A 17689-nucleotide genomic window follows, 5' to 3' on the forward strand; every position below is an offset into this window, starting at 1 on the left:
CGGGCGCTTGCGCGCGGCCAGGCCCTTGAGCTTGCCGGCCGCGGAGGCGGCGGCAGGATTCGCGCCCGCCGCGCCGATGGCGGCCGGGGCGGCAGACTTCGCATCGGCCGCGTCGAACGCGGCAGCGAGCGGGGTATCGGGATGGTTCACGAGTTCCTCCAGTAATGCTTGCCAGGATCTGGCGAAAGTGTCGATGGTCGAGCGCCGGAACAAGGCCGTGGCATAGACCCAGTCGATCTGCCAGGTATCGCGTTCGGCCGACACGAACAGCGCCATGTCGAACTTCGAGTGGGTGGGCGCGACCGAGGCGGGGCTGACGCCCAGGCCAGGCAAGTCGAGATCCGGCAACGGCGCGTTCTGCATCACGAACAGCAATTGAACGAGCGGGTTCCAGCGACGGTCGCGCGGCACCTGCGCGGCGTCGGCGATCTGGTCGAACGGCAACGCCTCGTGCTCGAACGCCTGCAGGGATTGATCACGCACCTGGGTCACACGGTCGCCGAAGCTGGCGGCGAGCGCGTCGGCGCCGAGGCGCGAACGCACCGGCACCACGTTGACGAAAAAGCCGATCAGATCATGCAGCTCGGCGAGCGGCCGGCCGGCCACGTCGGTGCCGATCGCGATATCGGGTGCGCCGGTCCTGCGGTGCACGAACAGCTGGAAGCTGGCGAGCAGTACCGTGTAGGCGGTCGCGTTCAGGCGGGCCGCCAGCCGCTCGATATTCGCGCGCAGCGGCGCGTCGAGCACGAGGCGCAGCGTGGCACCGTCGTGAGACGGCGCAGCCGGACGCGGCAGATCCGGCGTGAACGGCGGATCGCCGGGAAGCCCGTGCAAGGCATCGCGCCAGAACGCTCGCAGCGGTTCGAGCGCGGGGCCGCTCAGCAAGGCATGCTGCCAGGCGGCGTAATCGGCGTAGCGCAGCGGCAGCGGCGCCGGGGCCGGCTCGCCGTGCGACACGGTGCGGTAAAGAGCGGAAAAGTCGCGCGTCAGCACGCCCATCGACCAGCCGTCCGAGGCAATGTGATGGACCGTGAACACGAGGACGTGCTCGCGCGCGTCGCAGCGGATCAGCGCGGCGTCGAAGATCGGACCGGCCGCAATATCGATCGCGCGGGCGCCGAGCGCGCGAACGGTGCACTCGACTGCCTCGGCGCGCGCCTCGGGCGCGACGCCCGTCAGGTCGATCTGCTCGACCGCGACATCGCCGGCGTCGTGCACGACCGCCACCGGCTCGCCGTCGGCGCCGGACGGATAGACGGTGCGCAGCACCTCGTGCCGCGCGGCGAGCGCCGCGAGCGTGCGTGCCACATGCGGCACCTGCAATTCGCCGCTCAGGCGCACCGCCACGCTCATGTTGTAGGCCGCCGCGCCGGCCGGGCCGGCCAGCCGGTCGGCGGTCCACAGGCGGAGCTGCGAGGGCGCGAGCCGGATCGGCGCATCGGTCGCGCCGGCGCGCAGCGACGGCCACGCGGGCAAGGCGGCGGAAGCCCCCTGGTTCGCGCCAGTCCGCACGGCATCGATCTCGCTGGCGAGCGCCATCAGCACCGGCCGATCGAACAGCGTGCGCAACGCCAGCCGGATCCCGAGATCGCGCTCGACCCGCGTCGCCACCTGCATCAGTTGCAGGGAATGACCGCCGAGCCGGAAGAAATTGTCGTCGCGGCTCACCGCCACGAGTTGCAGCACGTCGCACCAGATGGCGGCCAATGCGACCTCGGTCGGGCCCTCCGGAGCGGCGTGGCCGACCGATTCGAACACCGGCGCCGGCAAGGCACGGCGGTCGATCTTGCCGTTCGGGGTCTGCGGCAGCGCATCGAGCACCACGAACGCGGCCGGGACCATATAGTCGGGCAAGCTCGCGGCGAGCGCCTCGCGCAGCGCCGCCGTATCGAGCGCCCGGCCCTCGCGCGCGCTCAGGTGGGCAACGAGTCGCGTGCCGGTCGGCCCCTGCACCGCGCTGACGACCGATTCGCGCACGCCCGGTTGCGCGGCCAGCAGCGCGTCGATTTCGCCGAGCTCGATCCGGAACCCGCGAATCTTGACCTGATGATCGATCCGGCCGAGATACTCGAGCGTACCGTTGCGGGTCCAGCGCACCAGATCGCCCGTGCGATACAGGCGCTCGCCGTTCGCCGAGAACGGATCGGGCACGAAGCGCTCGGCGCTCAATGCCGCACGCCGCCAGTAGCCGCGCGCCACGCCCGCGCCTCCGATATACAGCTCGCCGGCCGTGCCGAGCGGCGCCAGATCCATGGCGTCGTCGAGCACCCGCAGTTGCGTCGACGCAAGCGGCTGCCCCAGCGAGACGGGCCCGTCGACGCGCTGGGCCGACGACCAGATCGTGGTTTCGGTCGGTCCGTACATGTTCCAGAGCTCGACGCCTGCCTCGCGCACCGCGCGCGCCAGATCGGGCGGCAGCGCCTCGCCGCCGCACAGGCCCTTCAGCGGCGCGCCAGGCCAGCCGCTGTCGAGCAGCATGCGCCAGGTCGACGGGGTCGACTGCAAGGCGGTGGCGGCGCTGTCGTGCAGCAGCCGCGCCAGCTCGCGGCCGTCGCGGGCCGCCTCACGGCTCGCGACGATCACGCAGGCGCCCGACATCAGCGGCAGATACAGCTCGAGCGCGGCAATGTCGAAGGACAGCGAGGTCACGGCGACCAGCCGATCCGCCGACGTCAGGCCCGGCTCGCGCCGCGTGCTCAGCAGGAAGTTCGTCAGGGCGGCGTGACGCACCATCACGCCTTTCGGTCGACCGGTCGAGCCCGACGTGTAGATCATGTAGGCGATCCCTTCGCCATGCGTGGCGACGGCCGGCGCCGTGACAGGCTCGGCCGACGTGTCGCAGGCATCGAGATCCAGCACGACGACGCCGGCCGGCACGGCGAGACGTTCCAGCACGCGCGCCTGGCTCAGCAGCAGCGCGAGGCCGCTGTCCTCGATCATGGTATCGATGCGATCGCGCGGATAGTCGGGATCGAGCGGCACGTAAGCCCCGCCGGCCTTCAGGACCGCCAGCAGGCCCACCACCATGCCGACCGAGCGCTCGACGGCGATCCCCACCCGGGTTTCCGGGCCGACGCCGAGCGCGACGAGGCGATGGGCAAGACGGTTCGCGCGGCGATCCAGTTCCCGGTAGTCGAGTGCCGTGTCGCCGCAGACGAGCGCCAGCGCATCGGGCGTCGCAGCCGCCTGTGCGCCGATCAGCTCGTGCACGGCCCGCGTCTCGCCGAATGCGCCGGCGTTGCAGCCCATGACGCGTTGTGCCGCGCGCTCGGCGTCGTCGAGCAGATCGACGACGCCGACGCCACGCTGCAGGTCGCCGCCGAACGCGGTCAGCATGCGTGCGAACTGGCGGCCGAAGCGCAGCATCGTCGCCGCGTCGAACAGCTCTCGCGCGTAGACCAACCGCGCCGAGAGGTCGCCGTCGGGGCCCTCCTCGGTTTCGAGCACGAGTTCGAACTGAGCGGCACGCGCCTCGATCTCGCGGACGTCGATCGCGAGACCGGGCAGTGGATCAAGCGCGCGCACATCGCTGCGCTGGTGGTTGAACATCACCTGGAACAGCGGCGTGTGGCTCAGGCTGCGCTCCGGCTGCAAGGCTTCCACCAGCATGTCGAACGGCACGTCCTGATGCGCCTGCGCCTCCAGCACGCGATCCCTGGTCTGGGCCAGCAGTGCGGCCAGCGTGGTGCGTCCGTCGAGATCGGCGCGCAGCACCTGGGTATTGACGAAGAACCCGATCAGCGGCTCGGTTTCGAGCCGGCTGCGGTTGGCGACGGGAACGCCGACGCGCAGGTCGGGCTCGCCCGTATAGCGATGCAGCAAGGCATGAAACGCCGCGAGCAGCAGCATGAACGACGTCGCGCCCTGCTCGCGCGCCACCCGTCGCACGATGTCGACCGTCTCGTCGGACAAGCCGATCGGCGCGCTGGCCGCGTGATAGGCACCCACTGCGGCGCGCGGATGATCGGCCGGCAGTGCCAGTACCGGCTGCGGGCCGCCGAGCCGCGCTCGCCAGCAGGCCAGTTGACGGTCCTGCTCGCCCGCCTCGAGCCAGCAGCGTTGCCAGCGCGCGTAATCCGGATATTGAATCGGCAGCGCGGGCAGAACCTCGGCGGCGGTCGCCCCGGTCGCCCGGGCACGGTAGCCGACCGAAAACTCGCGCAGCAGCACGCCGACCGACCAGCCGTCCGACACGATGTGGTGCATCACCACCACGAGCAGGTGCCGATCGTCGGCCAGCTTCGCCAGCCCGATACGCAGCAGCGGCCCGGCGCCGAGATCGAACGGTTCCGCCGCGAGCGCGCGCGCCCAGCTGCGTGCCGCCTCGTCGGCATCGTCGCGATCGATCAGGTCCGCCGCGCGAAAGTCGTAGCGGCCCAGCGGATCGACGTGCTGCAGCGCCTGACCGTCCTCGCCGGCGCGAAACGTGGTGCGCAATGCGGCGTGACGCGCGACGATCGCGTCGAAACTGCCGCGCAGCGCGTCGACGTCGAGCGTGCCGCTGAGGGTCAGCGCGCCGTCGATGTGATAGGCGCGGCTGTCCGGCTGCAGATTCCAGAGAAACCATTGCCGCTGCTGCGCGCTCGACAGCGGCAGGCCGCCTTCGTGAGCCGCGACCGGAATGGGCAATTGCGCGGCGCTCACGCCCTGTTCGCGCATCTTGTCGGCGAACAGGCGCCGCTCGTGCGCGGGCAAGGCGACGAAACGCGTCGCGATCTTCAGTGCAAGTGCCTGATCCATGTTCATTAGCCCTCGAGCACGTCGAGGAACGACGACAGCGCGTCGAGCCGGTCGTCAATCGCGGCGTTCGTCGGCTGTGCGGCCGCGACATCCGCGGCCAGCCGTTGCAGCGTGCTGGCCGTGAAGACGTTCTCGACGGGCATATCCAGTTTGAATTGATGATTGATGCGAGCGACCAGCTGCATCGCGAGCAACGAATGGCCGCCCAACGCGAAGAAATTGTCGTGGCGCCCCACGCGATCCATCTCGAGCACGTCCTGCCAGATCGCGGCGATCGCGATTTCGTGCTCGCCCTGCGGCGGTTCGGCCTCGCGCGGCACCTCCTGCCCGGCATCGGGCAGCGCGCGACGGTCGATCTTGCCGTTCGGGTTCAGCGGCAACGCGTCGAGTACCACGATCACCGACGGCACCATGTAATCGGGCATCGCGGCGGCCAGCCCGTCGCGCAGCGCGGCGGCGTCGAGCCGTTGCCCGGCCTGCGGCGAGACGTAGGCGACCAGCCGCGTGCCGGACGGACGCGCTTCGGCGATCGTGATCGCCTCGCGCACCCCGGCTTGCGCCAGCAGTTGCGTATCGATCTCGCCGAGTTCGATACGGAAGCCGCGCACCTTCACCTGGTGATCGATGCGGCCCAGGTATTCCAGCTCGCCCTGCGCGTTCCAGCGCGCGAGATCGCCGGTCCGGTACAGGCGTGCGCCGGCATTGAACGGATCGGGCACGAACCGCTCGGCGGTCAGGCCAGGACGATTCAGATAGCCGCGAGCCAGCAGTTCGCCGCCGATGCACAGCTCGCCGATCGCACCAGGCGGCACCATCGAGAACGCGGCGTCGAGCAGATGAATCTGCCGGCCGCCGAGCGGGCGGCCGATCGGCACCGTCGCGAGGCGCGCGCCATCGGGTGCCGGCGTCGAGCAGTCCTGCAGCGTCGCCGTCACCGCGGCTTCGGTTGGCCCGTAGGTGTTCGCCAGCGCGATCGCCCCGGCCGGCAGGCGATGCCAGCGATGCAGCGTCTGCGGCGACATGGCCTCGCCACCGGCGTGCAGCCGGCGCAGGCCGCCCAGATCCGGCAGGCGACCGCTTTCGAGGTCCTGGACCAGCAGTTGCCAGTACGCGGTGGTGACGTCCGCCACGCTGATCGCATGACGAATCACCTGCTCGCGAAACACCGCGCCGTCCCATAGCTCGGGGCCTCGCAACACCACGCAGGCACCGACGCTCAAGGCCGGAAACAGCTGTTCGACAAAACCATCGAAGTTCAGCGTCGAGAACTGCAGCACGCGATCGTCGTGCGTGAGATCGAACATGCCGATCGCGACGCTTACGTGCCGCGCAAAGGCGCCGTGCGGCAGGCCGACGCCCTTCGGCCGCCCGGTCGAGCCCGAGGTGTAGATCACATAGGCGAGATTGGCGGCGTCGACGGCCGTGGCCGTGGCGGGCGCCGAGTCCGGCTCGGACGACAGGTCGAGCGTATCGAGATCGAGCACGGAGGCCTGCGCCGCCGCCGGCAAGCGCGCCTGTACCGAACGCTGCGACAGGATCAGCCCGATCCGGCTGTCCTCGATCATGTAGGCGAGCCGGTCGGCAGGATAGTCGGGATCGAGCGGCACGTACGCGCCACCGGCCTTCAGCGTGGCCAGGATGCCGACCACCATCTCGATCGAGCGTTCGACCGCAATCCCGACCGACACGTCCGGCCCCACGCCGTGCTTCGCGAGACGGTGCGCGAGGCGGTTCGCCAGCGCGTCGAGCTCGCCGTAAGCGAGCGAGCGCTCGCCGTGCACCACGGCGATTGCGTCGGGGGTCTGGCGCGCGCGCGCGGCGATCCGCTCGTGTACCGGGGTTGCATCGAGCCTGGCGAGATCGTCGGCGATGCCGTTTCCGCTCAGCGCCAGCAAGGCGCGACGCTCGGCGACATCGGCCAGCTCGATCGTGCCGACGGCGCGCGCCGCGTCGCGCGTCAGCGCGTCGAGCAGGATCCGCGTCCGCTCGGCCCAGGCCGCCACCGTCCGCGTCTCGAGCAGGTCGGATGCATGCGTGTAATCGAGCCGCATGCGCTCGCCGAGCGTGATCGACACCGTCAGCGGATAGTTCGTCTCGTCGCGCGCCTGCGGCACGCCGAATTCGAGGCCGGTCCGCGAACCGTCGGTCAGCACCGCATCGATCGGGTAGTTCTCGAACACCAGCAAGGTATCGAACAGGCCGTCCACGGCCGATCCGGCCCATCGCTGGATCTCGTGCAGCGGCGCATGGGCGTGCTCGTGCGAGGCGACGGCATCGGCCTGCAGCTCGCGCAGCCAGTCGCCCACGGTCTGCGCACCGAGCGGGCGGGCCACGACCGGGATCGTGTTGATGAACAGGCCGACGATCGCGCCCGCCTCGGGCAAATCGTCGGGACGGCCGGCTACGGTCGCTCCGAACACCACCGGGCTCTGCCCGGTGATGCCGCGCAGCAGCAGCGCCCAGGCCGCCTGGAACACCGTATTGACCGTCACGCGCTCGCTACGTGCGAAGGCGCCGATGCGCGCAGTCAGCGATGCGTCGAGCAGCACGGTCTGCGTGATGGCACGGCGCACGCCGTCGGCTCGCCCGGCCTGAGCGCCGGTCACGCGCGTCGGTGCGGACAGCTCGGCCAGACGGCCACGCCAGAACGCTTGCGCGGCCTGCGCATTGCGTTGCGCGAGCCAGTCCAGATAATCGCGGTAGCGGCCGGCCGGCGCCGGAAGACGGTCGCCGGCGTGCAGGCGCAGCACCTCGGCCAGCAATTGCGCCACGCTCCAGCCGTCGATCAATGCGTGATGATGCGTCCACACCAGATGGTGTCGATGCTCGCCGGTCGCGATCAGCGCGACGCGCTGCAAGGGCGGCACCGCCAGGTCGAAGCCGCGGGCCAGCTCCGCATCGGCGAACGCGCGCAGCGTCGCATCGTCGTGCGTGCGATCGCGCCAGTCGAGATGCGCGAACGGCACCGTCGCCTCGCGCGCGACCCATTGCAGCCATCCGGTTTCCGCTGGCACGAAGGCACTGCGCAGGGCCGGATGGCGCGCGCTGGCCGCTTGCCAGGCTGCCTCGAAGCGCACCGGGTCCACGCCGGCCACGTCGACGCGCAATTGCGTGACGTACTCGCCGCCGCTCCGCGCGGTCAGCGTATGGAACACCATGCCGGCCTGCATCGGCGACAGCGGATACAGGTCCTCGATCGCGGCAACGGAAATCGGCAGCGCGTCGAGCGCCGCCTGGGTCAGCGTGGTCAACGGAAAGTCCGACGGCGTGACCCCGGATGCGCCGCTCGTGCAATGCGCGATCAGCGCGACCAGTTCGTCGCGCAACGATCCGGCAAGGCGCTGGATCGCGACGTCGGAGAAACGCTCGCCACGATAGGTGAAGTCGACATGCAGCGCGCCGCCGTCGATGCGGGCGTCGATGTTGAGCGCGTGCATCGCGGGTGAGGCGGCATCGCGCATCGGGCCGACAGGCTCCGCGGACAGCCGCCAGTCCGAGGCGACGGCGCGGTCGAGCTGGCCCAGGTAGTTGAACACCACCGTCGACGACTCGGCCGCCGACAGCGCCGCGCGTTGCGCCGCGGTGCCGCGATACTTGAGCAGGCCGAAGCTCAGCCCGCGTTGCGGCACCGCGCGCAACGCTTCCTTCACGCGCTTCAACGCGGCGCCCGGCTCGCCGAGCGCGTCGAGCGTCACCGGATACAGGCTCGTGAACCAGCCGACGGTACGGCTCAGATCGACGTCGTCGAACAGATCCTCGCGGCCATGGCCCTCGAGATCGACACGGATCGTGTCGGTGCCCGCCCATGCGCTCAGGGCACGCCCCAGCGCGGTCAGCAGCACGTCGTTGATCTGGGTGCGGTAAGCCGCCGGGACTTCCTGCAGCAGCGCCCGCGTGGCCTCCGGCGTCAGCGCGACCGAGTCGATCCGCTGCGCGCCGGCCGTGTTCGCGACCAGCGGCCGATCGGCCGGAATCGCGGCGGGCGTGTCGAGCACGGCCTGCCAGTAAGGCAGCGTGGCCGCGGCCGCTTCCTGCATCGCGGGATCGGCGAGACGCGCCGACCAGGCCCGATAGCTCGTGCCGTTCGACGGCAACGCGATGCGGTGGCCGTCGCGCGCCTGCGCATACGCCGATTGCAGATCGTCGAGCAGAATGCGCCAGGACACGCCATCGACGGCCAGATGGTGAACCACCAGCAGCAGGCGCCAGGCGCCTGCCGGCAAGCGAATCAGCAAGGCGCGCAGCAGCGGGCCGTCGTGCAGGTTCAGGCTGGCCTGGGCGGCCTCGCACAGCGCCTCGGCCTGCGCCGTATCGGCGGCCTCGCGCTCCCACAACACCGCGGCCTGCGCGGCCGCGGATTCGTGCATGCCGTACGACTGCCGCCACGCGCCGCTGGCCTCCTGGGCGAAGCGCAAGCGCAGCGCGCCGTGATGCGCCACCAGCGTGTCCAGCGCCGTCGACAACGCAGCCGCATCGAGCGGCTGCTCGCCTTCGAGCAGCACCGCCTGGTTCCAGTGATGACGATTCGCCACCGGCGCGTCGAAGAACCAGCGCTGGATCGGCAGCAGCGCGACCTCGCCCTGTTCGACGTCGGCCTGCGTCGCCGCAGGCGTCGCACGCTGGGCGGCCTGAGCCAGCAGCGCAATGGTCTGGCGCTCGAACACCTGACGCGGCGTGACCTTCCAGCCTGCCTCGCGCGCGCGGGCCACGATCTGCAGGCTCAGAATCGAATCGCCGCCCAGTTCGAAGAAGTTGTCGTGGCGGCCGACTTGCGCCACGCCCAGCACATCCGCCCAAAGCGCCGCCAGCGCCTGTTCGGCGTCGCCTTCCGGTGCGGCGTAGGCCACCGCCGATTCCGCTTCCGGCTTCGGCAGCAGCTTGCGATCCACCTTCCCGTTCGGGTTCAGCGGCAGCGCTTCCAGCACCATCAGTACCGACGGCACCATGTAATCCGGCAGCGTTTCGCCAAGCTTCGCGCGCAGCGCCGGCACGTCGATCGTTTCACCCTCCGCTGCCGTCACATAACCGATCAGGCGGGCGCCGCCCGCGCCGGTTTGCGCCGTCACCACCGCCTCGCGCACCTTGGCTTGCGCCGTCAGTTGCGATTCGATTTCGCCCAGTTCGATGCGGAAGCCGCGGATCTTCACCTGGTGATCGATCCGGCCCAGGTATTCCAGTGCGCCAGCGGCATTCCAGCGCGCCAGGTCGCCCGTGCGGTACAGGCGTTCGCCGTTAGTACCGAACGGGTCGGCGACGAAGCGCTCCGCCGTCAGGCCCGGACGGTTCAGGTAGCCTCGGGCCAAACCCACACCGCCGAGGTAAAGCTCGCCGGCCACGCCACGCGGCACCAGATTCAGCGCATCGTCCAGCACGTACGTCTGAATATTCGCGATCGGGCGGCCAATCGGCACGTTGTCCGCGCCTGCCACACACGTCCAGTGCGTGACGTCGATCGCCGCTTCGGTCGGGCCGTACAGGTTGAATACGCCCACGTTCGGCAGCAAGGTCAGCGCGCGGTTCGCCAACTCGGCAGGCAACGCCTCTCCGCTGCATACGATTCGCTTCAAGCCAGTGCATTGGCTCGAGCCGTCGTGCGCCACGAACGCTTGCAGCATCGGCGGCACGAAATGCAGCGTCGTTACGCCGTGAGCCTGGATCAACTCCACCAGCCGGGCCGGATCGCGATGATCGCCCGGCTTCGCCACCGCCAGCTTCGCGCCAACCATCAGCGGCCAGAAGAACTCCCACACCGACACGTCGAAGCTGAACGGCGTCTTTTGCAGCACCGTATCCGTCTCGTCCAGTCGATAGGCGTCCTGCATCCACACGATCCGGTTCGTCAGCGCGACATGACGGTTCACTGCACCCTTCGGCCGCCCCGTCGAACCCGACGTGTAGATCACGTACGCCGCATTCTCGACATCGACAGCAACACCCGGATCCTTGTCCGACTCCGACGACAGATCCAGCGTATCGAGATCCAGTGCGCTCAAACCCGCCGGAATCGGCAGCGCCACACGCACGTGGCTTTGCGTCAGCAACAACGCCACGCCGCTGTCCTCGATCATGTAAGCGAGGCGATCTTGCGGATATTCCGGGTCGAGCGGCACATACGCCCCGCCCGCCTTCAGGATCGCCAGCAAGCCCACCACCATCTCGACCGAGCGCTCGACCGCGATACCCACACGCGTCTCGACACCCACGCCGAGCGACATCAACCGATGCGCCAGGCGATTCGCCCGCGCATCCAGCTCGCGGTACGTCAATGCCTCGGAACCGAATTCCACCGCCACCGCATCCGGCGTCACCTCGACCTGTGCACGGATCACTTCGTGCACCGGCCGCTGCTCCGCGTAGGTGCGATCCACCCGGCTCAGCGCCAGCAGATCGCCGCGCTCGCGCTCGTCGAGCAATGCGACATCGCCGACTCGCGTCGCCGGCGCATCGAGCAATTGCGTCAATATCGCCACGTAATGCCGACCGAACCGCTCGATCGTCTCGCGCTCGAACAGGTCGCCGGCATAGGTCAGCGTCGCCGACCAGTCGCCATCGCCGCGCTCCACCGTATCGAGCTTCAGCTCGAACTGCGCCTCGCCGCCCTCGGCCACGAACGTGCCGACCTGCAGGCCGGGCCATCCGGCCAGCGCACGCGCGTCGTCCTTCTGGTGATTGAACATCACCTGGAACAGCGGCGTATGGCTCAGGCTGCGCTCCGGTTGCAGCGCATCCACCAGCACGTCGAACGGCAGATCCTGATGCGCCTGCGCGTCGAGCGCATGGGTGCGAACCTGCGCCAGCAGCGTACCGAGCGGCGTCTGGCCATCGAGGCCGGCCCGCAGCACCTGCGTGTTGACGAAGAAACCGATCAACGGCGCGATCTCGGGGCGCTCGCGATTGGCGATCGGCACGCCGACACGGATATCGGTCTGCCCGCTGTGGCGGTACAGCACCGCGTCGAACGCCGCCAGCAGCACCATGAACGGCGTCGCGTTGTGCCGTTGCGCGAAGCGGCGAACCCGCTCGCCCACGCCGGCCGGCAGCGCGATCGGCAAGGCCTGCGCGCGGTAGCTGGCCAGCGCGCCGCGCGGCCGGTCGGCCGGCAGCGAGAGCACATGATCGTCGTGCCCGAGCTGGTCGCGCCAGTAGGCCAGCTGCCGTGCGCGCTCGCCCGCGTCGAGCAGCGTGCGCTGCCAGACGGCATAGTCGGCGTACTGGATCGCCAGCGCCGGCAACGCCGCGGCATCGCCGTTCAGGCGCGCGCGATAGCCGCCCAGCAGCTCGTCGAGCAGCACGCCGATCGACCAGCCGTCCGACACGATGTGGTGCATCGAGATCGCCAGCCAGTGCTCGCCGTCGGCCACGCGGGCGATACCCGCCTTCAGCAGCGGCCCGTTCAGCAGGTCGAACGGTTCGGCGGCCAGTTCGGCCGCCCAGGCGCGGGCAGCCTCGCGCGCGTCCGGCCGGTCGCGCAGATCGATGTCGCGACAGGCGTAATCGAGCTGCGCATGGACGATCTGGCGCGCGGAGCCGTCCGCGTTCGCCGCGAACGTGGTGCGCAGCGGCTCGTGACGCGCGACGATCGCCGCGAGGCTGGCGCGCAGCGCGTCCGGATCGGCTTCGCCCTTCAGCGTCAGGCCGCCGGCGACGTGATAAGCGGTGCTGTGCGGATACAGGTTCCACAGGAACCACAAACGCTGCTGCGCGTACGACAGCGGCAGCGCCGCATCGCGTGGCACGGCCAGCAACGGTGGCAGCGACGACGCGCCGGGCTGCGGCCGAGCCAGCTCCGCCAGACCGGCAACGGTCTGGCGCTCGAACACCTGACGCGGCGTGATCGTCAGGCCGGCGGCCGAGGCGCGGGCCACCACCTTCAGGCTCAGGATCGAATCGCCGCCCAGTTCGAAGAAATTGTCGTGACGGCCGACTTGCGCTACGCCCAACACGTCTGACCAGAGCGTCGCCAGCGCCTGTTCGGCGTCGCCTTCCGGTGCGGCATAGGCCACCGCCGATTCCGCTTCCGGCTTCGGCAGCAGCTTGCGGTCCACCTTGCCGTTCGGGTTCAGCGGCATCGCGTCCAGCACCATCAGTACCGACGGCACCATGTAATCCGGCAGCGTTTCGCCAAGCTTCGCGCGCAGCGCCGGCACGTCGATCGTTTCGCCTTCCGCTGCCGTCACGTAAGCAATCAGACGGGCACCGCCCGCGCCGGTTTGCGCCGTCACCACCGCCTCGCGCACCTCGGCTTGCGCCGTCAGTTGCGATTCGATTTCGCCCAGCTCGATGCGGAAGCCGCGGATCTTCACCTGGTGATCGATTCGGCCCAGGTATTCCAGTGCGCCATCGGCATTCCAGCGCGCCAGGTCGCCCGTGCGGTACAGGCGTTCGCCGTTAGTGCCGAACGGATCGGCGACGAAGCGTTCCGCCGTCAGGCCCGGACGGTTCAGGTAGCCTCGGGCCAAACCCACGCCGCCGAGGTAAAGCTCGCCGGCCACGCCACGCGGCGCCAGATTCAGCGCGTCGTCCAGCACGTACGTCTGGATGTTGGCGATCGGGCGGCCGATCGGCACGTTGTCGGCACCGGCCACACACGTCCAGTGCGTGACGTCGATCGCCGCTTCGGTCGGGCCGTACAGGTTGAATACGCCCACGTTCGGCAACAAGGCCAGCGCGCGGTTCGCCAGTTCGGCAGGCAAGGCCTCGCCGCTGCACACAATGCGCTTCAGCCCCGTGCAACGCGCTGCGTCATCGTGTGCCACGAACGCTTGCAGCATCGGCGGCACGAAGTGCAGCGTCGTTACGTCGTGCTTTTGGATCAACTCCACCAGACGGGCCGGATCGCGGTGATCGCCCGGTTTGGCGACCGCCAGCTTCGCGCCAACCATCAGCGGCCAGAAGAACTCCCACACCGATACGTCGAAGCTGAACGGTGTCTTTTGCAGCACCGTATCCGTTGCATCGAGCTGGTAGGCGTCCTGCATCCAGACGATGCGATTCGTCAGCGCAACATGACGGTTCACCGCGCCTTTCGGCCGCCCCGTCGAACCCGACGTGTAGATCACGTACGCCGCGTTCTCGACATCGACCGCCACGCCCGGATCCTTGTCCGACTCAGACGACAAATCCAGCGTATCGAGATCCAGCGCGCTCAAGCCTGCCGGAATCGGCAGCGATGCACGCACGTGGCTTTGCGTCAGCAGCAGCGCCACGCCACTGTCCTCGATCATGTAGGCCAGACGATCTTGCGGATATTCCGGATCCAAGGGCACATACGCCCCGCCCGCCTTCAGGATCGCCAGCAGCCCCACCACCATCTCGACCGAGCGCTCGACCGCGATACCCACACGCGTCTCGACACCCACGCCGAGCGACATCAACCGATGCGCCAGGCGATTCACCCGCGCATCCAGCTCGCGATACGTCAAATTATCGGCACCGAATTCCACCGCCACCGCATCGGGCGTCGCCTCGACCTGCGCACGGATCACTTCGTGCACCGGCCGCTGCTCCGCATACGTCCGATCCACCCGGCTCAGCGCCAGCACATCGCGCTGGTCGTGCTCGTCGAGCAGTGGCACGGCATCGACACCGGCCTGCAAATCGTGCGTCAGCGCCTCGAGCATCCGCAGATAATGCCGCCCGAAACGCGCCATCGTGTCCGCGTCGAACAGCTCGCGCGCGTAGCGCAGCGTCGCGACCAGCGAGCCGTCGGCGGCCTCCTGCGTTTCCAGCATCAATTCGAACTGCGCCGCGCCTTCGCCGAGCGCGTGACGCTCGATCGACAAGCCCGGCATCGCGCCGAGCACGCCCGGATCCTGCGCGAGATGATTGAACGCCACCTGGAACAGCGGCGTATGGCTCAGGCTGCGCTCCGGTTGCAGCGCGTCCACCAGCACGTCGAACGGCAGATCCTGATGCGCCTGCGCTTCCAGCGCATGCCGGCGCACCTGGTCGAGCAGCCCACCGAGCGTGGTCGTCCGATCGATATCGGCCTTCAGCACCTGCGTATTGACGAAGAAGCCGATCAGCCCTTCGATCTCGACGCGATTGCGGTTCGCCACCGGCACGCCGACGCGGATCTCGGCTTCGCCCGTATAACGGTGCAGCAGCGCATCGAACCCGGCCAGCAGCGTCATGAACAGCGTGGCGTGGCGCGCGTGCGCGACACCGCGTAGCGCCAACGCGAGCCCGGCGGGGATCGGCAGCGCCAAGCGCGCCGCACGGTAGGCGCCGACCGCCTGACGCGGCCGATCGGCCGGCAGCGCCAGCACCGGCTGCTCGCCGCCGAGCCGCTCGCGCCAGTAAGCCAATTGCCGCGCTTCCTCGCCCGCGGCGAGCCAGCGGCGTTGCCACGCCGCGTAATCGGCGTATTGCACCGGCAGCGCGGCCGCCTCGGCAACGCCGCCTTCTACCCGCGCACGATAGCCGTCGGCCAACTCGCGCAGCAGCACGCCGACCGACCAGCCGTCCGACACGATGTGATGCATGACCAGCACCAGACGGTGCGCGTCGTCCGCGAGCCGCGCGATGCCGACGCGCAGCAGCTTGCCGGCCGTCAGGTCGAACGGCTCGGCCACCAGGGCGTCGGCCCAGGCGTCCGCGCCGGCTTCACCGGCCCCCGACGCCGCGAAATCGGCCTCGCGGAAATCCACGCTCGTCAACGGATCGATCACCTGCACGGCGTCGCCCTGCGCGTCGGCCACGAAGCGCGTGCGCAGCGATTCGTGGCGCGCGGCGATGGCGTCGAAGCTGGCGTGCAGCGCGGCGACATCGAGCGCGCCGCGCAGCGTCAGCGCGCCGTCGATGTGATAGGCGCTGCTGTGCCGGTCGAGATTCCACAGGAACCATTGCCGCTGCTGGGCATGCGACAGCGCGAGCGGCGCGGCCGGATCGCGGGCATCGATACGCCCGGCCGGCGCCACCGGCTGCGCCCCACCCGCCAGCAACGCCGCGATCGCCGCGGCCGCGCGGTCGAGGCGCGGCTGTTCGAACAGGCTGATCGCGTCGTACGGCACGCCCCAGGTTTCGCGCACGCGCGACACCACCTGCACGGCGGCCAGCGAGTTGCCGCCGAGCGCGAGGAAGCTGTCGGTGCGCAGCGGCAGCGCACAACCGAGCACGTCCTGCCAGATCGCCGCGAGCGCCGTTTCCAGTTCGCCGGCCGGCGCCGCTTGCGCATCGGCGGGCGTGGCGGCCGGGGCATCGCCGACGACGAAGCGCCCGTATTCGCTGACCGCATAGGCATCGAGCGTGCCGTCGCGCCAGCCGAGCCGCGTGGCCGCGCGTTGCAGCTTGCCGCTCGAGGTTTTCGGCAAGGCGCCCGGGTTCAGCAGCACGGCCACCGCCAGCGGCTCGCCGCAGGCGAGGCTCACCACCTCGTTCAGCGCGGCGACGATCTTCGCCGGCTCCACCAGCTTCTGCGTGCCGCGCGAAATCTCGACGGCCACGCCGACGCCTTCACGACCGCCTCGATCGGTGCCGAACGCGCTGATGCGCCCCTTGCGCACCAGATCGAGCTCGCGTTCGATCGCGCGCTCGATGTCCTCGGGGAACAGGTTCTGGCCGCGCACGATGATCATGTCCTTCTTGCGGCCGACCACGTACAGTTGGCCGTCGACGCGCAGGCCGAGATCGCCGGTGCGCAGCCAGCGCTCGCCGTCGCGCGCGACGAACGTGGCGTCGGTGGCGGCCGCGTTGTTCCAGTAGCCTTGCGCGATGCTCGGGCCGCAGGCCCAGATCTCGCCGACGCGGCCGTCGGGCAGGACGGTCTGGCCGTCCTCGCCGACCAGCCGCACCGTGTGCGCCTCGACCGTCGCGCCGCAGCCCACCAGCGGCGTGACCGCGTCGTCCGGCGCGTCCGCGCCCAGCGCCACCGCCTCGCCCAGCGCGAGCCGCGCGCTGTCGAACGCGCTGACCGTCATGCCCGCGCCGCGCACCACGCCGGTCACGAACAGCGTCGCTTCGGCCAGCCCGTAGCACGGATACACCGCGCCCGAGGCGAAGCCGCGCGGCGCGAACTGCTCGACGAAATCGTCGAGCGTGTCGCGGCGCACCGGCTCCGAGCCCGAAAACGCCACGCGCCAGCTCGACAGATCGAGGCCGGCCGCCTGTGCGTCGCGCACGCGGTCGCAGCACAGCCGGTACGAGAAGTCGGGGCCGCCCGAAATCGTGCCGCGATGGCGCGTGATCGCGTCGAGCCAGCGCACCGGCCGCTCGAGGAAGAACTGCGGCGACATCAGCACCAGCGGAATGCCGCTGAAAATCGGCTGCAGCATCCCGCCGATCAGGCCCATGTCGTGGAACAGCGGCAGCCAGCTGACGAACGTGTCATCCGGCCCGACGCCGAGGCCGTCCTGAATCGCGATCTCGTTGGCCCACAGGTTGCCGTTGGTGACGATCACGCCCTTGGGCGCGGACGTCGACCCCGACGTGTATTGGAGAAACGCGACCGTCTCCGCTTGCAGGCCGGCTGCCGCCGGCATGGCGTCGGCCGCTTCGCCCAGCGTATCCACGGCGACGATCGAGGCCGCGCCGGCGATCGACGCGATCGCGTCGCCGAGCTTCGCGAGCACGGCGGACGAAGTCAGCACCACGGCCGCTTCGGCGTCGTCGGCGATCGAGCGCAGCCGCGCCAGATGCTGCTCGCGCGCCGATTCGGGCGGGAATGCCGGCACCGCGATCGCACCCGCGTACAGGCAGCCGAAGAAGCCGGCCACGTAATCGATGCCGCTATCGAGCAGCAGCAGCACGCGCTGGCCCGGATGCGCGGCCAGCACCGCCGCCACGCCGCCGGCGCGCCGGTGCAGTTGCGCATACGAGAACGGCGTATCGCCGTCGGCATCGACCTGCACCAGGGCGCGATCGTCGGCCCGCGTGGCGGCCAGCAGCGCCAGACGCGCGGCCATGGTGGGGGCCGCGTCCAGCGTCGGCGGAAGGATTCGGGTCGTCATGC

General features: G+C 69.9%; 2 protein-coding genes. Both read right to left on the bottom strand.

The features are described from left to right. Window positions 1–4740 (bottom strand): non-ribosomal peptide synthetase (locus G3N92_RS00005; protein WP_206125388.1); only part of this gene is annotated, 4740 nt, incomplete at its 3' end. 5 nt (window positions 4741–4745) lie between these two features. Then, window positions 4746–17687 (bottom strand): non-ribosomal peptide synthase/polyketide synthase, encoded by a 12942-nt coding sequence (locus tag G3N92_RS00010; protein WP_206125389.1) that lies wholly within the window; start codon window positions 17685–17687, stop codon window positions 4746–4748. Window positions 17688–17689: the final 2 nt, after the last annotated feature.

The sequence above is a fragment of the Burkholderia sp. Ac-20379 genome (genome assembly GCF_017104645.1).
GTDB lineage: Bacteria > Pseudomonadota > Gammaproteobacteria > Burkholderiales > Burkholderiaceae > Burkholderia.

Coding starts and splice junctions, on each gene's coding strand:
- G3N92_RS00010 (WP_206125389.1), bottom strand. CDS start 17,687: ATGACGACCCGAATCCTTCCGCCGACGCTGGACGCGGCCCCCACCATG.